Here is a 24,661-nt window from a genome sequence, read left to right on the forward strand (position 1 = left end):
TTTTTGTTTCTGTTATAAAAAATTCGGATAACCGTCATCCTATTTTACAGAAGTTCTAAAATTCTCCTATTTGCGGCTTAATCTACGATTAATCCACAATGCGAAAGCGATGAGTCACCCGATTGCAGTCAATCGCCAACTATACTTCATCAACAACGCTCAATCGCAAATTGTTTTTGATGTATACAATAAACCATGATTGCCTATAATGGTTAGCTTAATAGACTACATATATTGGCGCAAACACGTACCTACCACCCAAATTTAACCAGAATTATGTCTCAAACGATAACGCAGCAGCAAGAGGATATGACGACTTTTGAGTCGCTTGATGTTGAACTGTCTGGAGTATTTAAGTTCTTTAATAAAGAACCAGTATTGCACGGCATAGATTTAGATGTGAGACAAGGAGAATTTTTTAGTATTCTCGGTCCTTCCGGTTGTGGAAAGACAACTGTGTTACGTTTAATTGCTGGCTTTGAGAAAGCGGATGCAGGATCGGTCTTTATTCAAGGTCGTCCAATGGTTAAAGTCCCTCCTCATCGCAGACCTGTCAATACTGTTTTTCAAAGTTACGCTTTGTTTGACCATCTCAATGTATGGGATAACATTGCCTTTGGTTTGAGATTAAAAAGACTACGTAAAGCTGAAATTAACAATCGAGTCAAAGAAGCTTTAGAACTCGTGAAAATGGAAAGTTTGCGATCGCGATTTCCTTCGGGGCTTTCTGGGGGTCAGCAGCAACGAGTAGCATTAGCTCGGGCTTTAGTTAATCGTCCGGCAGTTATATTATTAGACGAACCACTAGGCGCGTTAGATTTAAAGCTACGTAAGGAGATGCAGGTTGAGTTATTAAACTTACACCAAAATTTAGGTTTAACTTTTATTATGGTAACTCACGATCAGGAGGAAGCGCTGTCATTATCACAACGTATTGCGGTGATGAATCAAGGTAGCATCGAGCAGATTGGCACTCCTAATGATATCTACGAGAAACCATCGTCGCCATTTGTAGCGAATTTTATTGGCGATACCAATTTATTATCAGGGAAAATTGCTGATGTTGACGCAGCCAATATTCGGGTGATTACCGAAGCCGGATTAGAGGTTATTGTTAAACGCGATTCACATACGCCTACCGGGGTATCCCAGAATGTAGTATTGAGCGTGCGTCCAGAAAAAATACAGCTTTCGCTATACAAGCCCAGCGTACAGAATAACTGTTTTGAAGGACGCTTAATTAATATTATGTATTTAGGAACTCACGTTAATTATTTAATTGAGTTGACCCCTCTTTTACGCATTATCGTTATGCAACCTAGTACAGTTGGTTTGTTACCAGATCCGGAAACACCCATTTATGCTTGGTGGGCAGAAGATGATTGTTTGGCTTTACTTAATAATCAATAATTCAATTTACGAAGAGATAAATTTATCTATCTAACATCAGTTTTAACTGGTAAATGATGATTTTTTCGTAAATTATCGCGAATAAATTACCGATTGCAAATTAACAATTAAAAATCAAAGTTTAAAAATTATTGATGGTTAAAAGAAGAAAATTTTGTACGGGGCTAGCTGCACTTTCTGGACTCATCACTGCAAGTTGTGGTTGGAGATTAGGGGACGTGAGAGCATCTTCTCTAGTAAATAGTGCGCTAGATGAATTGTATCTTTATACATGGACTCAATACACCGATAAAAAATTATTAAAAACCTTTAGCGCTCAAACTGGTATCAAAGTGCTTGCAGATGTATACGATGCTAATGAAGTAATGCTAGCAAAGTTACAAGCAAGTGGTGGTGGCACATATAGCTTAATTTATCCATCTGACTATATGGTCAAAAAGATGGTCAATAAAGGATTGTTGAAAAAAATAGAACGTCAAAAGTTATTCGGCTTAGATAATTTGTTCTCAAGATTTCAAAATCCCGAATACGACCAAGAAAATACTTATAGCGTACCGATGAGTTGGGGTACCACTGGCTTTATTTATAATTCTGAAAAACTTGAAACACCACCTCAAGATTGGGATTATCTCTGGCAAAACCAGAAAAAACTTTCTAAACGAATTACTTTGCTAAATGATGCCAGAGAAGTAATTGGTGGTGTTTTAAAAATGTTGGGCTATTCTTATAATTCGCAGTCGGGAAAGCAGATTCAACAAGCTTATGAAAAACTGCAAGTTTTGAAACCTGATATCGCTGCTTTTAGTACTGATGCATGGCGCAATCAAATCTTGTCAGGAGATTTAGTTTTAGCAATGTGTTATTCATCAGATGCTTTTCTGATAACTAGAGATAACCCTAAGTTGAAATATATTACACCTAAAAGCGGCTCTTCGTTATGGACTGATACGATTGCAATTCCTATAACTACTAGTAATATAGATGGTGCTTATGAATGGATCAATTTTATGCTGAAGCCAGAAGTTGCAGCACGCATGAGTCAACGTTTGGGTGTTGCGACTCCAAATCAAGCTGGTTTTGAATTATTGCCCGAAAAAATTCAAAATAATCCGACTTTATTTCCACCCGAAAATATTTTAGAAAAATGCGAACGCCTTAGTCCTGTCGGAGAGTTTGAAGAAGTTTATGAGCGCTATTGGACTCAATTAACGAGTAGTTAATGTGAGTTAAGTTTCGCCGAAAGGATTTGTGTACCAACTTTTAGCTTTTTCGTACCATTGAGTCGCTTGCTCGCAGGATTGTTTTAATTCTGCGGGACTATTTTCATTTAAAACTTAAATTATTAACTTTTTACTTCTTACTTAATGACTACCGAAATTCAAACTTCCCAACCAAACGATTCCCAGAAAATTCAATCGAGTAGAACCAGACAAAACTGGTTTCAAGCTTTAGTATTATTAGCACCGGCTGCTATTTGGCTATTGTTATTATTAGTATTACCAACTCTGATAATTATTCAATTAAGCTTTGTACCCGGAATTAGACCTGGAGATATTGTAAATCCCAGCGGTTTTGAAAATTATTTACGTATATTCGATCCTCTTTATTTACAGGTAATTAAACGTTCTTTGCTTTTAGCTTTAGCTACTACAGTAATTTGTTTAGCAGTAGGCTTCCCCGTGGCATTTTGGATTGCGCGCATGGTATCGAAACGGTGGCGAAATTTACTACTCCTAGCTTTTATTTTACCTTTATGGACTTCCTCGCTACTTCGCTCTTATGCTTGGATTACAATTTTGCGTCCTACAGGTTTACTCAATACCGCATTAGCTTATTTCAATTTACCAACTTTAAATTTACTCAATAGTACTGAAGGTGTATTAATTGGTATGAGCTATAGTTTACTACCTTATATGGTGTTGATTTTATATGCTTCTTTAGAAAAACTAGACAAGCGCTTGCTCGAAGCCGCATCTGATTTAGGAGCAAATTCTATCCAGGTATTTATGAAAGTAACCGTACCTCAGATTCTCCCCGGTATTACAGCTGCTTCGATGTTAGTATTCATCACTGGTTTGGGAGATTATGTTAACCCCGAATTATTAGGTGGTGCTTCAAGCATGACAGCAGCAAGATTAATTTACAATCAGTTCCTTGGTGCTGCTCAGAATTGGGGTTTTGGTTCTGCTTTAAGTACGGTTTTAATTTTGCTGGTAAGTTTAGCGATCGCGTTTTTAATCAAGTTTGGTGAAGCTAAACCTCAAAGGTAAGTAAGTCGGCACAAATAAATCTAACTATGCAAGAGAATCTAAAATCCACAAAAAGTGTGGGATTTTTTGTTGCGAAATATTTTTTTAGCTAATCAAAGAGTTTATTAGCTTTCTGAAAATATAATTTGGATTGAATGCTTCAGATTAACCAATTTAAGTGAGTATAAATACTTGGTTGATAATTTTATCAATAAAAACAATTCTTAAAATATTATGGAATATTTTTGTTGTTTGAGTATTTTTATTAAAATAATTTTTAACATAGAAGACCTAAATATGTATTCTATAAACTTGATATATAGATAAGTTTGTGTGGGTAACTATCGACTTAAATTCTAAAGCTAAAAAATGGTTGTAAACTAAGCAAGCCATAAATATAATTTTGTATTTAGAGCAATAAAACTAATTGATAGGATATTGTCCGGTTAATGCTTGGGATTGCAGAACTGCTGGAGATATGGCAGCATACTCAAGTAATTGTTTCAGGAAAAGACTCCGACGGTATATTAATGATTGATTGCCGATTATAGACGCTCCACAAACTTAAAAATTGTACGTCTTTAGTTAGAGTGCAAAAAGAAAATAATAAGCTATTTCTGAAGAAGTAAGAGGTGATAAAGTTTATTTTCAACCTTTAGTTTCAGTAGTTTTCACGTACAAAGAATAGTATCCGTTTTACCATGTCAGAACTAATTCAAACAATCTTAGATAGTGAAGAAAAGAGTGATTTTCGGTCTTTTTTAAGCGATTTACGGCAACAGGAAAATAGTTATTTATTGCGTAACGACATACTTAATTCTTATCGAGAATATTGTTCAAAATATAAAAAGAGCGAAGAATTTTACACAACTTCAAATTTAAGCAAACTGATTTACTATACTCAAGAAATTATTCGAGAAGAATCTAGCTTTTGTTTTATTATTCGTCCTAAAATTGCTTGTCAAGAAGTCTTCCGGTTGACGGACGAGTTGAATATTGAGAATTTAACGACAAAAGAACTTTTAAACGTGCGCGACCGTTTTGTCAATAAATTTAATCCTCAAGAAGGTGATTTACTAGAATTAGATTTTGCTCCTTTTTACGATTATTCTCCTCAAATTCGCGACCCCAAAAATATCGGAAAAGGAGTCGAATATCTTAACCGCTACCTTTCTAGCAAACTATTTGCAGATTCCAAGCAATGGTTAGAAAGTTTATTTAATTTTCTACAGTTGCATCAATATAATGGCGTTCAACTGTTAATAAATAGTAGTCTAAAATCCCAACAGCATCTTTCTCAACAACTTAAAAAGGCTATAGATTTTGTCGGCAATCGTCCTAAAGAAGAATCTTACGAGAATTTTCGCTTTCAATTGCAAACAATGGGGTTTGAACCAGGATGGGGTAATACCGCTGCTCGGGTTTTAGAGACTTTAAATATTCTTGACGAGTTGATGGATTCTCCAGATCCCAAAATTTTGGAAGCCTTTATTTCGCGGGTTCCCATGATTTTTAAAATCGTCTTGGTATCTTCTCACGGTTGGTTTGCTCAAGAGGGAGTTTTAGGTCGTCCGGATACCGGTGGGCAAGTAGTTTATGTTCTCGATCAAGCCAAAAGTCTGGAAATACAACTCCAGGAAGATGCACAACTTGCTGGTTTAGAAACATTAAACGTTCAGCCAAAAGTAATTATTCTGACTCGTTTAATTCCTAACAGCGATGGTACTCTTTGCAATCAACGTTTAGAAAAGGTTCACGGTACTCAAAATGCCTGGATTTTAAGGGTTCCTTTCCGGGAATACAATCCTAACATGACTCAAAACTGGATTTCCCGGTTTGAGATTTGGCCTTACTTAGAAACTTTTGCTATTGATGCGGAAAAAGAACTATTGGCAGAGTTTCAAGGTAGACCAGATTTAATTGTTGGTAACTATACTGATGGCAATTTAGTTGCATTTCTGTTATCGCGTCGCCTAAAAGTCACTCAATGCAACGTAGCCCATGCTTTAGAAAAATCGAAATATCTATTTAGTAACTTATATTGGCAGGACTTAGAAGATAAGTATCATTTCTCTTTACAATTCACTGCCGACTTAATTGCGATGAATGCAGCTAACTTTGTGATTAGCTCCACTTATCAAGAAATTGTCGGAACACCCGATAGTGTAGGACAGTATGAATCCTATCAATGCTTTACGATGCCGGATTTGTATCATGTGGCAAATGGGATTGAACTATTTAGCCCCAAATTTAATGTAGTACCCCCAGGAGTAAACGAAAATTGCTTCTTTCCTTATTCGCGAAAAGAAGAACGGATTGAAAGCGATCGCCAAAGATTAGAAGAAATGGTCTTTACCTTAGAAGATCCAACTCAGGTATTTGGTAAACTTGATGACCCCAACAAACGTCCTTTATTCTCAATGGCTCGTTTGGATAGAATTAAGAACCTTACAGGTTTAGCAGAATGTTTTGGTCAAAGCCAGGAATTACAAGAGGGCTGTAATTTAATTTTAGTCGCGGGTAAATTACGCGTTGAAGAATCGGGAGATAACGAAGAAAGAGACGAAATCATCAAGCTTTACGATGCGATAGAAAAATACAATCTCCACGGAAAAATTCGCTGGTTGGGCGTGCGCTTATCCAAAGCCGATTCTGGTGAAGTTTACCGAGTAATAGCCGATCGTAAAGGAATATTTGTTCAACCCGCATTGTTTGAAGCTTTCGGTTTAACAATTTTAGAATCTATGATTTCAGGGCTACCAACTTTTGGAACTCAATTTGGCGGACCTTTAGAGATTATTCAGGATACAGTAAATGGATTTTATATAAATCCGACAAATTTAGAAAATACAGCCAGCAAAATATTGGATTTTATTGCTAAATGCCAACAAAATCCTAACTATTGGAATGAAATTTCTCAAGCTGGTATAGATAGAGTTTATAGTACTTATACTTGGAAAATTCACGTTAACAAACTACTAACTTTAGCGCGAATTTATGGCTTTTGGAACTTTACTTCCAAAGAAAAAAGGGAAGACCTATTACGCTATCTAGAATCATTATTCTACTTAATGTATAAACCAAGAGCGCAACAACAACTCGAACAGCATCAATATCGCTAAATATATAGTTTAAATACTCAAAGTAGACTCGGCTAAATTCCCTCGAAAGCTTCTTTGCCAAGGCAAAAGCGGCTCGTTGCCAAACATGGGAATTTCCATCGGGTCTCTTTTTGAATAGATTGTTGCGTATCTTGTTAGTTCTCGCCAAGTCCGAGATCCAACTATTCCATCTGCTGCCAATCTTCGATTTGACTGAAAAGCTTTTACTGCCGCTTCTGTTATTACATCAAAATCCCCGGTTACACGCACGCGGTAGCGGTTATACATTAACAGTGTTTGTAATACTCGAACGGCATTACCAGTATTGCCATAACGCAATACTGGTAGCTGACGACCTCGATAATACTGTGCTAGTAAACGCTGCTCTGCATCATATAAAGGCGTTTGTGGCATATCCCATTCTTTTTTAGGGATAAGCCCAAAGCTTGTCTTTAAAACAGGCGGAACATTTGTAGAACAATTTGTTAATGAAGGAGAGTAAGTTATTTTTCTGGGATACCTTCGCTTGTTTATTGATTTGTAAGAACCATTACGGAAAATTTTATTCGACAAAATAATAAGTATTTTTTGATACTTATTATTAGAGGATGACAAGTTGGATTTACTGTCTATACGAACGACCAAAGCAGACAAATGTTGATTAGAAATTGAATCTTGCTGAACTGTCTTCGATTGGAAGCTAGCTTGAGCCGAAAATGTAGGCAGAAACGGTTGCCCCTGCGTTATAAAGCTTGCCACCAGCAAACCCAGTACGGTCATCTACTTGACCTCCTAATACCTACACTACTTATGACAGCATCATAAGTTTACATCCGGAAAAACTCTGAGGTCAAATGTATTTTAATATACTTAAGTATATACTTGTTTTAGGGTATGATTCAAAGTGTTTTCTTCTACATTGTTATTTCCTTGTCAATTCTCTCCAAGTCTGTTGTCCAACTACACCATCTATAATCAAATTCCGGTTACTTTGGAAAGCTTTAACAGCAGTTTCTGTAAGAGCGCCGAAATTGCCATCAATGCGAATGCGGTAGCCGTTGGCTAATAACAGCCGCTGCAATACCCTGACAGAGACACCAGAATTGCCATAACTTAAATTCGGCAACCTTTGGTTATATCTACTAAAAAGCCTTCTTGAATTCCTTCGTCTGGATTGATTGGGCGCTCCTGCAAAAGTCTGCTGGAATTGGGGGGTAACAAACGGTGTATTTTCAATTGCGTCTGTCAAACTAGGTTCAGAAGTTGAAGGCAATATAATCTCACTCGTTTTTAAGGGCGGGTCGTCATCATAGACACTTTTTATAATAATTGGCTCCTTGGTTGCAGAAATAGCCTTGCTAGCCAATTGAGTGCAGTCAACAGAATCAATTCTACTTCTGATTTTTCTCAGTACATATTCGTTTTTCGGTGAGAAAAAAACTGTTGAAGCTATTTGAATTCCATTTGACTGGATAAATTCTGGTGGTGTAATCCGAGCAGGAGTAACCAACCCAGTTGATTGAATAAGATTTGATTCTTTAACGTTTAAGTTAAGCTCAACTGTTGTTTCATTAAATAAGTAGGGCACAGATGGATGTCCTGTTGTGAGGGCGCTCGTTATCAGCAATCCAATATCATTCATGGTATTTCATTTTACTAATACCCATATTTTCTTTACACAGAGTTTCCCACTCTTCTTCCGGAAAACTGCGTACTTATACCTAAAAAATAATTTATTCCTGCCACAAATAGAAATAGTTCTGTAGCGTCCTTATATAATTATGTAGATGCAAGCGCGGGTATGAATCAAACATTTTTCTGTGTATTAATGATGCTTTCACACTAAGAATTCAAATACAAACAGCGATCGCAAGGGATAATTCAATTCGACGAACATCCCCCGGTTGCAATTGCCTATCTGAACTTTATTAGTATTTGTGCAATTGTAATCTGCAACCAAATTATAGAACTGTAATTCCTGTTACCCACTACAAAATCTGTCACAATATATCTTGAATTTATTAAAAAAAAGTGCATTTTAATATTTTTTATACTTGCACTCAAATTCTGATCGGGAAATAATCGCCGATATAATCCAAAAGTGTTAGGCACAAAAACTTATTGCTAAGTATATAGATGTAATTAATAGTAAATAGTGCCCTAATTTAATATATACATGAAAATTTTTATTATATTTTATCGAAATTAAGCATAATTAAACTTACTTAGATTATTCTTTGGTAATTGATTTAACCATTATCTACATTTATTTATCTGTAAATTTCACTTAGTAATAGTTCAAAAAGAACAATCAAGCTGATAATAGGGCTTAAAAAAAATGAGGTTTCTTAGATTACTTTAGACAACCGTGTTATCAGCATAGAAAATAAGTTATTCAAGCCATGAAAGTCATCATTCTATGACATCGTTGAAAAGAAGGTGCTTATATTTCACCTAATTAATTTCAAAAATTCGATATAGCTCCCTCTTGACTAATTAGGAGCAGAGCGCCCCTAACTGTTAAGTCAATAAAGCCTTATAAATAAAAGGTGATTTATGGCGAATAATTTTAATTAGATAAACAATTTGATGGAATTGCTGCATTTTTCCGCAATCGCGAAAGTATTCGGCAGCTTGCAGAAAATCTTCACGAGCTTCTTGTTGTTTACCACTGCTATAAAAAGCAAAACCTCTACCAATATAAGCCGCGCTTTGTCTGCGATTGAGTCGAATTGATTCGGTAAAATCATCAATCGCCTGCTTGTATTTTTCTAATTGACGAAAAGCATAACCCCGATTGCAATAATAGCTAGCATCTTCTACGCCTGCTGAAATTGCTTGAGAAAAATCTTTGATAGCTAATTCAAATTCATCCAATTGCAGATACGTCAACCCTAAGTTGTTGTATATTGCTGCAATATGCTGAGTATTTGTTGGAGGAATCAGCTCTAATGCTCTGCTGTAATCGCCAACTGCTTTTTGATAGATTTCTTCGTCGAAATATGCCAAACCTCTGTCATAATAGGCTCGGAAGTCATCCGGAAAAATAGACAGAAAGTAATTAAAATCAGCGATGGCAGCTGCGGGTAGTTGTAAGTTGTAATATGCTAAACCCCGATTTAGGTAAGCTTCAAAAAAATCGGGGCTTTGTTCTAAAGCCGTATCGCAGTCTGCTATGGCGTGTTGATAATCTGAAGAGTTTAAGAAAGCCAAGCAGCGATTGTAATAAGCTTTAGCGTAATTGGGATTAATCTCAATTGCTTGGGTAAAATTTTCAATAGCTGTGGTATATTCATCATTTTCAAGTTGACTGATACCTAATTTAAATAAGTCTTGCGAGCTACCCTGTGGTAATCCTAAAGCTCCTGCTGGAAAGGAAAATAGCATAAGTACGATAACCATAACCAAAGTCGCGAAGATTTGGTAAAACCGCATGAGTATTAATAAAAAGATAGTGGGTAGGGAAAGAAAAGCTAATACATAATAATTAGTGGTTAACAGCTATTTTTTTCGTAGTTACCTATACGAAAGAACAACTATTAACCACTAAATTTTCTAATAGTTTCTCTTAGAATTTCAAGCTAAACTTTTACCAACCTTTATCAGCTTGAGCTAAAACATATCCAGCAAGACTTTCTATCTGTTCGGAAGATAAACGTTTTCCAAAAGCTGGCATTGCATTTTTACCATTAGTGACTTGGTAAACAATTGCTTCTTTTGAATACATGTCGTACTTTTCAAGAGCCTCCTTTTTCAAGGTTTTGTTTGCAGCTACCAGGTTTCCTCCACCTGCGTGACAAGCCGCACAATTCTGCTTGAAAAGCTGGGCACCTTCTTCGTGAGAAGCAGCCATTACTACAGGTGCAACCGCTACTACTACTTCTGTCTCTACAGGTTCAACTGCTTCAACAACAGGCTCCTCAGTAACTTTCACAGCTTCAGCGACTTTACTTGTTGCAGTTTCAACCGCTGTTTTGGCTTTTTCAACAGCGTTACGTACAGCTGGAGCAATTTGTTCAATTCTAGGAGCTTCTGTAGCTTGAGTCTCTTCACCACAAGCGTAAGTAAAAAACAATAGAGGTATTACTAGAAATACAATAGATAGTATTTTTCTCATAAGTATTTTTCCTTAATCAACCAAATTCCTTAGTTACGATTTGCACGCTCAAGCTTATCGTTAAAAATGCGGTTGTGAAATGACAGGAATATACAAATACAAAAAATATTGCTTCTAGTTTTTATGGATAAGGAGGGGAAGAATTATAAATTTGGCGTTGTGCCTGCTTTCTTACAGCATAGTCATAACTACTGCGCTTAAATTATATTTGCTAAGTAAGGTTGTCCTTTCTGCGCTCGTGCCAAAGAGATACTAAAAGAGCAAGGTTTAACTTATGAAGAAATTACCTTGAATAAAGATTTTAGTTATTTATCGATGGTAAATTAATCGGCGATTCGGAAGCTATAGCCGCGCATTTTGGAGTGAAATAAATTTTTCAGGGAGACGTTGCATTAAAACGTCTCTATTTGAATTGTTTTTGAATTATTTTTGCGTTGTCCAAACTTAAGCGACTACTTTCTCAAAGACGAAAGCATCTTCGTATTTATCTTCTGGGTTAAAAATTATTTCACCGACTTTCTTGTAACCAGATTTTTCATAAAACTTCAATAATTTTTGATTTGTCTTAACTGCATCAAGTCTTACCGCAGAATAATTACGATTTATTGCTAGATTTTCAATTTGTTGCAAACACCAAGTACCGATTCCTTTTGCTTGAAATAACGGCAATACTGCTAATCTATGCATATAAAAGGCTGATAAACCTGGATTTTGCCAGTTTATATTACCGTATTTGAGATAACCAGACGGCATTTTCGTCTCAATTGTAAAAGTACCAATTAGCTCAGAATCCAACTTGATTGCATAAAGATCCATATTTCTAGCATCTTTTAGCATTTTTTCTAGCGGGTAAGGTGGAACCCAATAACAAAGATTGCATCTTTTCTGTAAATCTAAACCGCACTCGACTAATATTTGGTGTAGAGCAGGAATCTGTGAAACTGTAACTTGTGAAATCGAGAGGCTCATCAAAACGATATATATAAATTGAAAACGAAAAACAATTTTAATTTTTCTGGATTTTCAGCTTTAGTAATTAATCTTAATTTTTTCTTAATTAAGTTAAAAATATATAATTGAACACATCTAGTTTTTTCACAAATGTGTTACATAAATGGTAGCAAGTGGAAAATATTAACAAAAATTGATGCTTGATATTAACACAATCACTGAGTTTTCTCGCAACCACTGCGTAACTATTTGTGCCTTCTTGGTTCCAGCAAATTTAATCGCTACGTTGTCAACAATGATTCTTGCTGCACTTCATCGTCCATTGGCTCAAGTTTTGCAATCGACGGTTGTTGCTACTTTTTTTGCAGCAGTAATGATAATGCACGTATACACCTGGTTCTCGATTGGTGTCGTTGCCGTTCCAACCTACATTTTGTTATGGTTAGCGATTACTTGTTTGTTTACTAATTTAGGTGCATTTTTATTTCAAAGACGTTACATTCGGACTTATTTTTTAATTGGAAATAGGTGATTGGGCGTTGGATATTGATGGGGGTGATATAGAAAATTTACTTATAGCCCCCATCCGATTGTCCCTTTATTGCTAATTGCTTATTGTTAACCGCTCGCTGCTAACTGATTAGGCAGCAGACTTGCTGAAGTCATTGCGTAACTGACTTACGACTTTATCAAGTCCGACAGAATGTGCTGCTTTAAATAAGATGCGATCGCCTTCTTGGAGATATTGTTTCAAGCCGGTTGCTAATTCTTCATGATTAGAGTAGCACTGAATCGGGATACCTTCGGCACTTTTGGCTAAAGCTTCGGCATCCGCACAGTCAACTAATACCATCAAGGCATCTAAGTTTAAAGAGCGTGCGGTTTCTCCAATCTGTTGATGCAATTGTTCGGATTTTTCTCCAAGTTCTTTCATTGCACCTAGTACGGCAATGCGTCGCTTGCCCGGTGTTTCGGCTAATAAATTCAATGCTGCAACCATTGCTTCTGGTGCTGCATTATATGTTTCGTCTAAAATTAATACATCGTTAAGTAAAGTGAATTGCTGGGAACGCCCTCCTGGCATGTCAACCGCAACACCGTTTTTAAAGTTACTCCAATCGATGTTTAATACTTTTGCAACAGCTAAAGCTGCCATGTAATTCGCCCCAATGTGTCTTCCCGGCATCGGTAAAGGTAAACGCAAACCGGCAATTTCTAAAGTATAGTTGTCAATCAATTTACCGTGAATGTCGCCACCAGTAAAACCGAAGCTAATAACTTTACCCTGCCAAACTTTTGCAGCCGTTTTCATTAATAACGGATTGTCGTAGTTGAGAATAGCTACTCCATCTTTGGGCATTTCTGCCAATAATTCGCATTTTGCTTGAGCTATGGCTTCTTCTGACTTGAGTAACTCAATATGCGCTGTTCCGACATTGGTAATTACGGCAATTGTTGGACGGGTTATTTGCGTAAGCTCTGCAATTTGTCCGAGTCCCCGCATCGCCATTTCTATAACAGCGTAATCATGTTCGGCAACCAATTCCAAAAGAGTTTTCGGTACGCCAATTTCATTGTTGAAATTTGCATAAGTTTTGTGAACTCTTCCTTGAGTACTTAAAACCCCAGCAATTAATTCCTTAGTCGTAGTTTTGCCTACAGAACCCGTAACCCCAATTATGGGTATTGAAAATTGATTGCGCCACCATTGAGCTATTTTTTGATAAGTTTCTAAGGTATTCGTTACTTTTAATACAGGCAATTGAGAATTTTCGTATTCAAAATCAACAATTGCTGCAATAGCTCCTTTTTCAATTGCTGTAGCTACAAATTTATGTCCATCAAACTTTTCACCACGAAAAGCTACAAAGACTTCTCCAGGTTTTATAATTCGACTGTCTGTTTGTATACCGAAAAAAGATTCTGCAAGTGCTGTTTCAGAAAGATTTGCGCTTTGAGCGCCGAGCAATTCAACTAGCTGTTTGAGAGTGGCGGAACAAGGCATAATACCGGGTATTTGGGATTACGAAAGTTTATTTATTAAAGTCGAGGAATCATCGAACTGTTCGCAAGCAACCCTCGCAAACAAAGTCCTCTAATCCTATAGTTCTTTTAGGGAAAACATAAAGTACCGGATTTAACATTTTTACATATAGTGGTCATATTAAGTCAAAATCATCCCTATTCAACCTATTAAAAATGTGTCATCACAAGTTGATCTTCGCGATGACACATTTAAAAAACATGGTTATTTAATTTTGTTTATCAAGTTTTGGTATTAGCAAGCAACAATTAAGTAAGGAATACAACCAAAACTATGAATGGTTTTTGTTTCCTATATTGCTTTTATTAATCCACTTCTTAAGATTAATATTTAAATTTTGACTTTAATGACTGCTATCCCCGATTCTTAATAAACATTACTTCGATAATTTTTTGACCAATTTCGCCGCGAATACGCAAGGCTTGATACAACTCAACTAAAAAGTCTTGCTCTTCAACAAGAATGCCATCTACCAAAATTAAGTCGGTAGCTACCGCAAAAGCCGTCTCCCTCAATTCTTCCGAAAGAGAATCTTTCGCCGAATCAAATAAGTTGTTTACGCCCTCGTGTCTAATAATACCAGACAAGACATCAAACATCGATTGCATGTCCTCTGTAGAGTAGCTGCACAACAGCTTTAGACTAGACAATGCTTCATGAATGTCGTGTGTCTGTTTGCTTGAAAGGTTGCCATCTGGAGCAACTGCTATTAGGGCGATAGAAGCAAGAGCTTCTGCTGGACTGAGTGCATTTTTTACTCTACTTTGAGAACTGGATGCTCTATCAAATAGACTCATTTATACTTATTCCTTAAATAGTTTATTTGTAGTAGTGTATATACGTAGAAGTTATTTTTCTAGTAAATAATACTACAAACTTTTCATAAGTATATTGTGCCCAGTATTTACCCAAACCGAACACTTGCACTCAGTTTTTTTGATGAATTAATATTCTTTTTCCGTAGATTTATCGAAAAAGCTTGGCACAAGGATTGTTTTCGTTTTCTTTCTCAATGGTGCTGACGACTGCCAAGCCCAATCCAGATATAGTCATTAGCAGCATTACTGAAGCCAAAAAGGCTTTTACAAATATGTGTAGGGCTTCATCAAAAAAAATATAGGTGGTCATAGCTTATTTACCTGAACTCAATAGTAACTAGCGAAGAGTGAACGTTTCAAAAATCTAAGCGTTAAATTTATGTCAATAAAACACCCTTTACGGGTATCTTAACAAAACTTTAGCTTCTTAACAGGTATAGTTATAACATTTTGTTTTGAAGTAATATGACTTTTATGTAAATGTTATTTAAATTTATTTTCTTGAAGCTTGGCTGCTTAATAATATTGCTATCTCGTTAGATACAAATATAGGTAAATATCAGTTAAATTAGTTACCTTAGTCCCATGCTATTTTGTCTTTAGTTATAAATTATAATGGCATGGGGAAAGTCAGCTTCAAAAGTATTTTTGGAAGTATTATCTTAAGCTAAATATTCTCAATTTCAATTTTTGCAGAAGACTGTGTAGCTTGTAAAATCTATTCTTGAGCGATTTTGTTGAGCTATTTCAATGTAGCTATACTTGCCCGAAGATAGTTTAGGATTATTAGTTAATTTTTAATCAAAATATAATGCTTTAAAATAATATGTCTGCTGCTACGTTAAAATATTGGAGTATAAAAAATGAACTTAGCTAGAGACATAATCAGCAAAATTTTTCAACAAGGCTTGCAAGCAGATGGTTGTTTATTGAGTGTAGAAATAAAGTGCGATCGCCTGCTTTTAAAATCTATATCATTAGCATATAAAAAACCAATATTTGAGACTTTTACAGAAGAGATTACAACTTATATGTACCCTCGTCCGGCAAAAAATGTTACCGAGACAGCATCATTTATCAAAAATTCTCTGGAAGGGATGAAAAATGAACACGAGTTGATACTGGTAATCTTAAAGAAAAATTCCCAGGAATTCTTAGGCTGTGCTGGAATCCATCGCATTAACACCAAGCACCCAGAATTTGGTATTTGGTTGAAAAAAGCAGCCCATCGCCAAGGTTACGGATTAGAAGCGATAGCAGCGATGAAAAACTGGTGTGAAACCCATCTAGAAAGCGAATATTTTACTTACCCAGTCGATGAAGAAAATTATCCCAGCCGGAGGATACCAGAAAAATTGGGCGGGGAAATTATGAGGACTTATCAAAAGAGAAATTTGAGCGGTAGGATTTTGAATCTAGTTGAATACAGAATACAGGGAAAAGTTAGCAGTGAGCAGTGAGCAGTTATCTAGGAGCGTGACAAAACTAATAGGAGGCATATTAATAGCAAGCCAAATATGAGTAATAAACTTTGATTGCGTCTTATCCAATTGTTAACGCTTGTATTCAAATCGGGCTTTTGATTTTTCTCTTGTAATTCTAAATTGCGTTCTGCTTCATTTTGATAAAGAGTACATTCTGTAGCGTGGGGGCGTTTGGAATAGTTACAAGTGTCATCAAGATGGTAGGTACAAGTTTCGCAAAGGTAATCATCCCCTTGAGCGCGATGTAATGGAATTCCGGGATGTCCATAAGCTTTAAGCGGGGTACGACAATAAGGGCAAGTGACAGCCTGAGAATTTACGTTTTGTTTGCAGCGAGGGCAAGTTGCAGTGTCCACAGCCGATACTAAGATTAGTGTTGATTATCTTGATTTTAACTTGCTATCAGTTAGCAGTGAGCAGTGAACAGTGAACAGTGAGCAGTTAGCAGTTAGCAGTGAGCAGTGAGCAGTGAGCAGTTAGCAGTGAGCAGTGAGCAGTGAACAGTGAGCAGTTAGCAGTGAGCCGTGAACAGGTACCAACGCCCAATGCCCAATGCCCCATGCCCAATGCCCAATGCCCAATGCCCAATGCCCAATGCCCAATGCCCAATGCCCAATGCCCAATGCCCAATGCCCAATTACCCATTACCCATTACCATTCTTCATTGCTTGAATTTCTGCTCTCAATGCTTTGATTTCTTCGTGTAGGGCAATAATAGATTGAGAACTGGCTACTGAAGTTTCTTCGTCTTCAGCGTCTCTACCGATAAAAAATGTGGCTATTGCTGCCGTAAAATATCCAAATACTGTAAAAGCATATAGAGCCAGAATAAAACACAATGCTCTTCCTTCAGGAGTTTGGGGAGAATAGTCACCTCCGTAGGTTATCATCAACATTGCCGTCCACCATAAAGCGTTACTGTAGCTTTTTATTCCTTCTCCATTAGCCAAATTGCTTTCAAATGCATACATTCCCGCAGCACCGACAAAGGTAACAATTAAAGTTAGTCCCAAAACATAACCAAAATTTCGCCGACTCATAGTAGCTCTTAAAGCTCGCATTCCACGATTGAGGGAGCCGACTATTCGTAATAATCGCAAGGAGCGTGTAGCGCGAGCAACTCTTGCTAAACGCAAAACTCTTACAAATCGAAAAATTCTTAATGCTGGAAGTAATAGAGAAATACCTATAAGCCAGTTATTTTTGAGAAATTTTAGTTTGCGTGGAGATAAGCTAAATCGTAGAAAAAAATCAAAAATAAATAAAATCCAGATGGTTGTAGAAATAGCATCTACTAAAGGAATCATCCCCCAAATTAGTTCGATAACTAACAGCGCCAGCCATACAAAACCCAGCACCACCATCGGCATTTCCAGCCAGTCATCAAGTTGTTGAACAAAATCGGTTAACTCTCGTTCTAACTCAGATTTTTCTGTGGGATTCATTTGTGACATCGGTCAAGATTGTAAATCAAATTGCAAATCTTCCTCAAGAAAGCCATACAAACTCCTCTGGGAAGATGCCCAAGGATAGATTTTTTTAGTATCAATGAATAATTAATCGGTTACATCCCGCTACAAGGAGAATTTTGATGAATTTAAAGCAGATTTGGAGGTTATTAAAAGAAACTTTTAAGGAATGGAATGAAGATAAAGCTTCTCGATTGGCTGCCGCTTTGTCGTATTACACGATTTTTTCTCTTGCGCCTTTATTAATTATTACAATTGCGATCGCGGGTGCTGTGTTTGGAGATGATGCAGCTAGAGGTGAGATTGTTCGCCAAATTCAAGGCTTGGTGGGTAAAGATGGTGCGGAAGTAATTCAAACAGCATTGGAAAATGCTCAAAAACCAGATACGCGCAATATCGCTTCAATTATCAGTATTGCGGTTTTGTTATTTGGTGCGAGTAATGTGTTTGCTCAAATTCAAGATGCGCTTAATACAATTTGGGAAGTACAGCCAAAACCAGGGCGTAGTTTAATACAAACTCTTCGCAAACGGTTTTTATCTTTTGCAATGGTTGGTGGTGTCGGCTTTTTGCTACTAGTATCTTTGATTGTTAACACGGGTTTGGCTGCTATGGTTAACTATTTCAGTGGCTTAGTACCGGGATTTGATTTACTTTGGCAAATCGGTAATTTTATTATTTCTTTTGCAGTCATCACCGTTTTATTCGCGATAATTTACAAATTTATGCCGGATGTCAAAATTGATTGGGACGATGTTTGGGTTGGCTCGGCTATCACTTCATTATTATTTGTAATTGGTAAATCGCTTTTAGGATTGTATTTAGGAAACGGTAGTTTTGGCTCAGCTTACGGCGCTGCGGGTTCGTTGATTGTAGTTTTGGCTTGGATTAACTACGCCGCTCAAATTATTTTCTTCGGTGCCGAGTTTACTCAAGTTTATGCAAGTAAATATGGTTCTCGCATTGTTCCAGATGAAAATGCAATGAGGGTACCAGAAATAGATAGAGCCAAACAAGGCATGAATAGAAGAAATTCTCCTAAAAGAAGTTGAGTTAAACATGTAGGGTGTACGACGGTTACGATAACCCATCGCCCCTAAACCAATATCAAGAATTTACCGTCACCCACCATTACTAATCATTTGCTGCGTGACGACATTTTGATAAATATTTAATTAATCAAGATAAATTTGTAGGATGCTGTGACGGTTACGATAACCTATCGCCTCTAAACCAATATCAGGAATTTACCGTCACCCACCATTACTAATAAATTGGTGCGTGACGGCATTTTGATAAATATTTAATTAATCAAGATAAATTTGTAGGGTGCGGTGACGGTTACGATAACCTATCGCCTCTAAACCAATATCAGGAATTTACCGTCACGCACCATTATCAATAAATTGGTGCGTGACGGCATTTTGATAAATATTTAATTAATCAAGATAAAGTATTTTAGCCGTCACAGCACCCTACAAGAAATTATTTTTGAGTACCATCGCTACGAACAAAATATGACAGGAAGCACCATTACTAATAAATTGGTGCGTGACGGCATTTTGATAAATATTTAATTAATCAAGATAAAGTATTTTAGCCGTCACAGCACCCTACAAGAAATTATTTTTGAGCTTTTCTCATATTTCTCAGATAACTTTTACCGAAACCTCAGCTAGCAATCAGTAGTTATTCAGAGTCATTCGGCATACTAAATAACAACAACTAAAGGACATGCATAAATAAATGCATTCATCCCTAATTAATTAATGTTCTGACAAATCAATCAAAATCAACTTTGGAGATATTAATCATGGAATTCATCAAAAACTTGGCTTTATTCGCGTTTATCTATGTTGCAATTTTGTTTTCTGTTGGCACAGGTACAGCTAACGACTTTCTTGAGTACGTATTTGTTTATGACTAAATTCTGCCCAGGCGTGGAATTAAATCCACGTCTCTACTATTTTGTTATTAAAGAATGAGTAATTTTGCTAAGTTCTGATTCTTTGCACTTCAGACATTTGCTAAAATTCAAAACCGGTTTGATATAACTTCTTCACTAATTACCTATTATTTATCTATATTGTTTTAACGCTGATATATTTCTAACAATTTATTCAATTTCTGAATCTATTTTTTTATAGTTGATATTATTTCTCTTGAAATAGCTGTCATTGTTCGCTGCGCGAAGCAATCCCAAATACTGTGGTTGCTTCGCTTTGCTTGCGATGACACATTATGGGTAAACTATAAAATACATTTCAATCCCTCATAGGGATTTATGTGAGTTTCAACTGGGACTTTATATTGCTGTGGCAAAAAAGCCTTTGTTTCAATCCCTAATAGGGATTTATGTGAGTTTCAACCTTTAAATGCAGTACCCCTACTTCTTCTAAATCCAGTTTCAATCCCTAATAGGGATTTATGTTAGTTTCAACTTACCACAAAGTGTTGCCTGTAGTTATGTGGTAAGTTTCAATCCCTAATAGGGATTTATGTTAGTTTCAACTTTAATAAATTGTCGAATGTTTACAGAAGGTGTAGTTTCAATCCCTAATAGGGATTTATGTTAGTTTCAACTGCTTAGATGTGAAAAGCTTTGTATATATAGTTTTCAAGGTTCGGTTGCGCGGATGAAGTGATTTTAGCATAAAAAATAGCGATCGCACTGGATGAAAATCGATGAAACTGGCTCTGGGTAAGGGCCGCGGATGGCTTAATGTTGTAAAATGGCTGAAACTCTTGCTGGCAAAAATATTCAGACGTTTTTTTCTCAACTTAATTTTCTACACCTTCCCATCCGCGCCAAAATAATCATTTCAGCTTAAATAAGGGCGAGCTAAGATAAGACTCGAAATAGTTTTAGAGTCAACTGCATCCCCTTCTAAAATCGCTTTCTCCAATTCTGCGGGAGTGAAAAATAAAACTTCTATATCTTCATCTTCATCTAAATTGGGCGGTACTTCTAATTTTTCCAAATCCTCAGCAAGATATGCGTAGATAATCTCGTCGGAATATCCAGGTGCGAGGAAAAAGTTTCCTAACTTCTGCCATTTTCGGGCGCGGTAACCTGTTTCTTCTTGTATTTCCCGCTGAATTGTTTGAAAGGGGCTTTCTCCTTCTTCTACGGTACCGGCAGGAAATTCTAAGAGTCTTCCGCCAACTGCAAAACGATACTGACGCAAAAGTATTAATTTACCCTCTGGAGTTACGGGTACAGCTAAAGCACCACCTGGATGGCGGATGCATTCCCAATCTCCTTCCGATTTGTTCGGTAAGCGCAAGCGGTTGACTTCAAAGTCAAATTTTCGCCCTTTATAAAGTAAGCGCTGTTTTAATAGCTGCGGTAATTCTCTACCTAATGACATAGTTAATTTCAATTACTCTTAGTAACTAATCATTTGCACGAAAAGGTTGATTTTTTTTCTACTTTGTTGTAATTTATGACGGTAAAATTAATTGCTTGTTAGCAGGCATACATCGGAACAGTCTACATCGTCAAGTAGTTCTTTAATCGTGCGTCCGCTGATTGGCTCTATCCAATGTGGAACAATTTCCGCTAATGGCACTAGCACAAAAGCCCTTTGAGTCATTCGGGGATGAGGTATTTGTAGAGTTGGGGTATGCAATATTAAGTCATCGTATAATAACAAATCTAAATCTAAAGTCCGCGCCCCCCAACGTTGTTTTCGTTCGCGTCCGAATTGATTTTCGATTTGCAATAAAATTTCTAATAGCTTAAAAGGTTCAATATCAGCACGTAAACTAATGCAGCCGTTTAAATAATCTGGCTGCGGTGGTCCAATTGCTTTGGTTTGATACCAGCTAGATTTCATTGAGCCTGTAATACCCGGTATTTTATGTAGAGTTTTTACAGCTGCTTCTAAAATTGTCAGTGAATCCCCTATATTACTACCAAGGGCAATGACGCTATCATGCAATTTAATATATCTCCCATATACAAATTATTGCAAAGCAGTATGATAAATTAGTTGATATTACTTAAAAAAAAGTATAGCAATATACGGTTTATAGCTATAAGAAATCTAAAGAAAAGCTTGCAAATTAGTAAATCTATTTAAAAATTTATAGGATATTATACTAACACGAGTATGGGGCAAAAATCTGTAACGCTTTTCATGGTGGTTAGTAGGCTGCAATTAGTCGAAGGGAGGAGCTAACGTGGCGAAGTTTACCTCTTGGTTCAGACAAAGAGCAAATAGCTTGAGTAACGGATTCAAGAATAAAGCGAGTTCGCAATCCGATAAAGTAGGTAAGGACTCAGGAAAAATTACAAAAGAGGCGCTTCCAAGTGAGTTGGTGGGAGCATCGAAGGATGGAGGTGACTCGCAAGATTCGCACTTAATTACGAAACAATTGTCGCCTCCTCCTCATTGGGTTCAAGTAGTGCGCGATTCAGAACCAAGTTCAGAACCAACTGATAAATCATCACCTAAGACTTTAAAGGGAAAAGCCAAGCTACTGTTAGGTAACACTAGGCAATTTTTAGGTGATGCGAAAAAGGTTTCTAACAAGGTTCTTGATAAACTTCCTGGAAAGGGCAAACCGCTTTATCGCCGCTATTGGTTTCTGACTACTTTGGGTGTCAGTGGCAGCATAATGGCTGTAAGTTATGGGGTATGGTCGATTGATAAAACTTTACCTTCAAAAGACCAGTTAACTGCTGCTTCTAGGGAAAACACTTTAACAATTAAAGCTGGTAATGGTGCAATTTTGTACCAGCAGGGGGAAGCGACGAGGGAAAAACTGAAGATAAAACAGATTCCCAAAAAATTGCAGCAAGCTTTTATCGCTTCCGAAGATAGGAGATTTGCCGAACATGGTGGAATCGATCCTCAAGGTATTTTGCGGGCTGCTACAAGTAACTTGCGATCGCGCGACGTAGTCGAAGGTGGAAGTACCATAACGCAGCAGTTAGCGCGAATTTTGTTTCTGAATCGTAATAAAACGGTAAATCGCAAACTGCAAGAAATTCGTTTGGCTCAGAAACTTGAGGAAGAGTTAACCAAAGACGAAATTTTAGAAAGGTATTTGAACCTAGTGTATTTAGGTTCTGGTGCTTATGGTGTAGCGGATGCGGCTTGGGTTTATTTCTCTAAACCTTTGGCTGACTTGAGTTTGGGCGAAATGGCAACAATCGCCGGTTTGGCTCCCGCTCCCAACGTTTTTTCACCTGCGGAAAATGCGGAAGCTGCCAAACGTCGGCGCAATTTAGTATTGCAACGGATGTTAGACGATGGCTTTATTACCGCAGCCGAAAAGCAAAAAGCAGCATCAGAATCTTTAGCTGTTAAAACTAATTTTCCTAAAAGACATCAAATACAAGCACCGTATTTTATTTCTTATATTCAAAAAGAACTGCCTAAATACGTAGAGAAAGATGTATTAGAAGCTGGGGGATTGGTAGTAGAGACAAGCCTGAATCCAACTTGGCAAAAGAAAGCAGAAGCTGCGGTAGATAGAACCTTACGGAACCAGGGACGCTGGCAGAGATTTAAGCAAGCAGCAATGGTTGCCATAGATCCCCGTAACGGTGAAATTAAAGCGATGGTTGGCGGTAAGGACTTCGGTAAAAACAAGTTTAATCGCGTCACCCAAGCTCAAAGACAACCGGGTTCTACATTCAAGGGATTTGTTTACGCAGCAGCAGTAGCAGCCGGAAAAAGTCCGATGGATGGTTATTTGGATGCACCAATAGTAGTTGATGGTTACGAACCGAAAAACTACGATAAAGGTTTCCGGGGCTGGATAAACATGAGAGATGCTCTCACCAAGTCAATTAATATTGTCGCGGTGAGAATATTAATGAAAGTAGGATACCAGCCAACCATCGACTTAGCCCGCAAGATGGGTATTGAATCCGAAATTAAACCAGTAATTTCTATGGCTCTTGGTTCTAATGAAGTTAATTTATTAGAATTAACCAGTGCTTACGGTACTTTCGCAAATGAAGGAATGCGTGTAAAACCTCATGGTATTACTCGCGTTCTCAGTCGTAACGGCGAGGTAATTTGGTCTGCTGATTTTAAAGGAAAACGAGCATTAGATGCTGATAGTGCTGCCATTACAACCTGGATGTTGAGAAACGTTGTAACATCTGGAACAGCTACCCGCGCTCAAATTGGTCGTCCGGCAGCAGGTAAAACCGGTACCACCGATGAAGCAAGGGATTTATGGTTTGTTGGCTTTATTCCTCAGCTAGTAACAGGTGTATGGTTGGGTAACGACAACAACAAACCAACCTACGGCGATAGTACTACTGCTGCTTATACTTGGCGACAGTTTATGAAGGAAGCTGTTAAAGGAATGCCCGTCGAGAAGTTTCCCAAAAGACCTAAGTTAAGCGGAAGAAAAGCCAGTATTAAAGTAAAGCCAATTAAGCCCAAAAGATTTATTACCAAAGCAATACCTAAAAAAGGCAGCGATTCTGACGACGATAACGAAACCACTACTAATAGAAGTTCTTCACGACGTAGAAGAAGGAGAAGCACTACTACTAATAGTTCTACCAGCGGTGGTAATCGTCGTACTAGAAGCAGAAGAACTCGTCGTAGAAGAAGCACTACTCGAACCCAACAGAAATCAACTACTAGAACGCGTCGTCGCAGTAATGTAAATTCGGGTTCATCCAAGAGAAGATCGAGTCCATCTCGCAGTCAAAGACGGAGAAGAACTACTAAACCAACTTCTACAAGAAGAAATACAAGACGCTCGTCACCGCCGGTGAGGAAAAAGCGTTCGGCTCCAGTAAGGAGAAAACGCTCAGTAGCTCCGAAACCCAAGAAACGTTCGGCACCAGCACCAGCGAGGAAAAAAGCAGCACCAAGTTCTAGTGGTTCTTCTTGGCGCGATAGACTCAAGCCAGGGAGTTAGCAGTGAACAGTGAACAGTGAACAGTGAGCAGTTAGTAGTTAGTAGTTAGTAGTTAGAAAGGTAGTGGGAGCTTCTCGCTCCCCGTTTACAATCAAGTTGTGACTGCCGATTCTTCCTACTC

General features: G+C 37.4%; 21 protein-coding genes. 9 read left to right on the top strand and 12 right to left on the bottom strand.

Going from position 1 to position 24,661, the window contains the following annotated elements:
* Nucleotides 1–276: 276 nt before the first annotated feature.
* The 4 genes from RIV7116_RS16995 to RIV7116_RS17010 all read left to right on the top strand — a co-directional run bounded on the left by RIV7116_RS16995 (nt 277) and on the right by RIV7116_RS17010 (nt 6,781).
* Nucleotides 277–1,410 carry an ABC transporter ATP-binding protein gene (locus RIV7116_RS16995; RefSeq protein ID WP_015119535.1) on the top strand — a complete coding sequence of 378 codons (1,134 nt, stop codon included), beginning with the start codon at nt 277–279 and terminating at the stop codon, nt 1,408–1,410.
* Nucleotides 1,411–1,544: 134 nt separating this feature from the next.
* Nucleotides 1,545–2,630: a PotD/PotF family extracellular solute-binding protein gene (locus tag RIV7116_RS17000; RefSeq protein WP_015119536.1), complete on the top strand. Its 1,086-nt coding sequence runs from the start codon at nt 1,545–1,547 to the stop codon at nt 2,628–2,630.
* 144 nt (nt 2,631–2,774) lie between these two features.
* Nucleotides 2,775–3,680 (top strand): ABC transporter permease, encoded by a 906-nt coding sequence (locus tag RIV7116_RS17005; RefSeq protein WP_015119537.1) that lies wholly within the window; start codon nt 2,775–2,777, stop codon nt 3,678–3,680.
* Nucleotides 3,681–4,360: 680 nt separating this feature from the next.
* Nucleotides 4,361–6,781 carry a sucrose synthase gene (locus RIV7116_RS17010; protein WP_015119538.1) on the top strand — a complete coding sequence of 807 codons (2,421 nt, stop codon included), beginning with the start codon at nt 4,361–4,363 and terminating at the stop codon, nt 6,779–6,781.
* Between the two features lie 9 nt (nt 6,782–6,790).
* Here the strand turns inward: RIV7116_RS17010 and RIV7116_RS35885 are convergent, their stop codons facing one another.
* The 4 genes from RIV7116_RS35885 to petJ form a co-directional block, all read right to left on the bottom strand.
* Nucleotides 6,791–7,540 carry a peptidoglycan-binding protein gene (locus RIV7116_RS35885; RefSeq protein ID WP_015119539.1) on the bottom strand — a complete coding sequence of 250 codons (750 nt, stop codon included), beginning with the start codon at nt 7,538–7,540 and terminating at the stop codon, nt 6,791–6,793.
* A gap of 142 nt (nt 7,541–7,682) precedes the next feature.
* A complete protein-coding gene (locus tag RIV7116_RS33960) occupies nt 7,683–8,348 on the bottom strand; it encodes a peptidoglycan-binding protein (protein WP_232435708.1) in 666 nt (221 codons plus the stop codon).
* Nucleotides 8,349–9,280: 932 nt separating this feature from the next.
* Complete coding sequence (locus RIV7116_RS17025) at nt 9,281–10,162, bottom strand: tetratricopeptide repeat protein (RefSeq protein WP_015119541.1); 882 nt, start codon at nt 10,160–10,162, stop codon at nt 9,281–9,283.
* A 187-nt stretch (nt 10,163–10,349) separates the two neighbouring features.
* Nucleotides 10,350–10,877: a cytochrome c6 PetJ gene (gene petJ / locus RIV7116_RS37640; protein ID WP_015119542.1), complete on the bottom strand. Its 528-nt coding sequence runs from the start codon at nt 10,875–10,877 to the stop codon at nt 10,350–10,352.
* Between the two features lie 249 nt (nt 10,878–11,126).
* Between petJ and RIV7116_RS37025 the strand changes: the two genes are divergently transcribed.
* Nucleotides 11,127–11,204 (top strand): hypothetical protein, encoded by a 78-nt coding sequence (locus tag RIV7116_RS37025; protein ID WP_232435825.1) that lies wholly within the window; start codon nt 11,127–11,129, stop codon nt 11,202–11,204.
* 117 nt (nt 11,205–11,321) lie between these two features.
* On the opposite strand, the gene RIV7116_RS33965 is transcribed toward RIV7116_RS37025, so the two are convergent.
* Nucleotides 11,322–11,846, bottom strand: coding sequence for a GNAT family N-acetyltransferase (locus tag RIV7116_RS33965; protein WP_015119543.1), 525 nt, complete (start codon nt 11,844–11,846; stop codon nt 11,322–11,324).
* A 178-nt stretch (nt 11,847–12,024) separates the two neighbouring features.
* On the opposite strand from RIV7116_RS33965, the gene RIV7116_RS17040 reads away from it, so the two are divergent.
* Complete coding sequence (locus RIV7116_RS17040; RefSeq protein WP_015119544.1) at nt 12,025–12,360, top strand: hypothetical protein; 336 nt, start codon at nt 12,025–12,027, stop codon at nt 12,358–12,360.
* Between the two features lie 108 nt (nt 12,361–12,468).
* Here RIV7116_RS17040 and murF read toward each other — a convergent pair whose 3' ends face one another.
* The 3 genes from murF to RIV7116_RS36500 all read right to left on the bottom strand — a co-directional run bounded on the left by murF (nt 12,469) and on the right by RIV7116_RS36500 (nt 15,000).
* The gene (murF, locus tag RIV7116_RS17045; RefSeq protein WP_015119545.1) at nt 12,469–13,833 is read right to left on the bottom strand and encodes a UDP-N-acetylmuramoyl-tripeptide--D-alanyl-D-alanine ligase; all 1,365 of its coding nucleotides are present in this window, start codon (nt 13,831–13,833) and stop codon (nt 12,469–12,471) included.
* Nucleotides 13,834–14,225: 392 nt separating this feature from the next.
* Nucleotides 14,226–14,669 (bottom strand): tellurite resistance TerB family protein, encoded by a 444-nt coding sequence (locus tag RIV7116_RS17050; protein WP_015119546.1) that lies wholly within the window; start codon nt 14,667–14,669, stop codon nt 14,226–14,228.
* Nucleotides 14,670–14,838: 169 nt separating this feature from the next.
* On the bottom strand, nt 14,839–15,000 hold the full coding sequence (locus RIV7116_RS36500; RefSeq protein WP_198287539.1) for a hypothetical protein: 162 nt from the start codon (nt 14,998–15,000) through the stop codon (nt 14,839–14,841).
* Nucleotides 15,001–15,553: 553 nt separating this feature from the next.
* Here RIV7116_RS36500 and RIV7116_RS17055 point away from each other — a divergent pair.
* Complete coding sequence (locus RIV7116_RS17055; protein WP_015119547.1) at nt 15,554–16,150, top strand: GNAT family N-acetyltransferase; 597 nt, start codon at nt 15,554–15,556, stop codon at nt 16,148–16,150.
* 8 nt (nt 16,151–16,158) lie between these two features.
* Here RIV7116_RS17055 and RIV7116_RS17060 read toward each other — a convergent pair whose 3' ends face one another.
* Entirely contained in the window at nt 16,159–16,530 is a 372-nt protein-coding gene (locus tag RIV7116_RS17060) for a zinc ribbon domain-containing protein (protein ID WP_015119548.1), read from the bottom strand.
* A 288-nt stretch (nt 16,531–16,818) separates the two neighbouring features.
* Nucleotides 16,819–17,628 carry a potassium channel family protein gene (locus RIV7116_RS17065; protein ID WP_044291007.1) on the bottom strand — a complete coding sequence of 270 codons (810 nt, stop codon included), beginning with the start codon at nt 17,626–17,628 and terminating at the stop codon, nt 16,819–16,821.
* A 137-nt stretch (nt 17,629–17,765) separates the two neighbouring features.
* Between RIV7116_RS17065 and RIV7116_RS17070 the strand changes: the two genes are divergently transcribed.
* Complete coding sequence (locus tag RIV7116_RS17070) at nt 17,766–18,695, top strand: YihY/virulence factor BrkB family protein (RefSeq protein WP_015119550.1); 930 nt, start codon at nt 17,766–17,768, stop codon at nt 18,693–18,695.
* A 1,770-nt stretch (nt 18,696–20,465) separates the two neighbouring features.
* Here RIV7116_RS17070 and RIV7116_RS17075 read toward each other — a convergent pair.
* Together RIV7116_RS17075 and folK are read right to left on the bottom strand one after the other, a co-directional pair.
* Entirely contained in the window at nt 20,466–21,014 is a 549-nt protein-coding gene (locus RIV7116_RS17075; protein WP_015119552.1) for an NUDIX hydrolase, read from the bottom strand.
* An 87-nt stretch (nt 21,015–21,101) separates the two neighbouring features.
* Nucleotides 21,102–21,587 carry a 2-amino-4-hydroxy-6-hydroxymethyldihydropteridine diphosphokinase gene (folK, locus tag RIV7116_RS17080; RefSeq protein WP_015119553.1) on the bottom strand — a complete coding sequence of 162 codons (486 nt, stop codon included), beginning with the start codon at nt 21,585–21,587 and terminating at the stop codon, nt 21,102–21,104.
* Between the two features lie 241 nt (nt 21,588–21,828).
* Here folK and RIV7116_RS17085 point away from each other — a divergent pair, with 241 nt between their 5' ends.
* Complete coding sequence (locus tag RIV7116_RS17085) at nt 21,829–24,540, top strand: transglycosylase domain-containing protein (protein ID WP_015119554.1); 2,712 nt, start codon at nt 21,829–21,831, stop codon at nt 24,538–24,540.
* The last annotated feature ends 121 nt before the right edge of the window (nt 24,541–24,661 follow it).

The organism is Rivularia sp. PCC 7116 (genome assembly GCF_000316665.1).
GTDB lineage: Bacteria > Cyanobacteriota > Cyanobacteriia > Cyanobacteriales > Nostocaceae > Rivularia.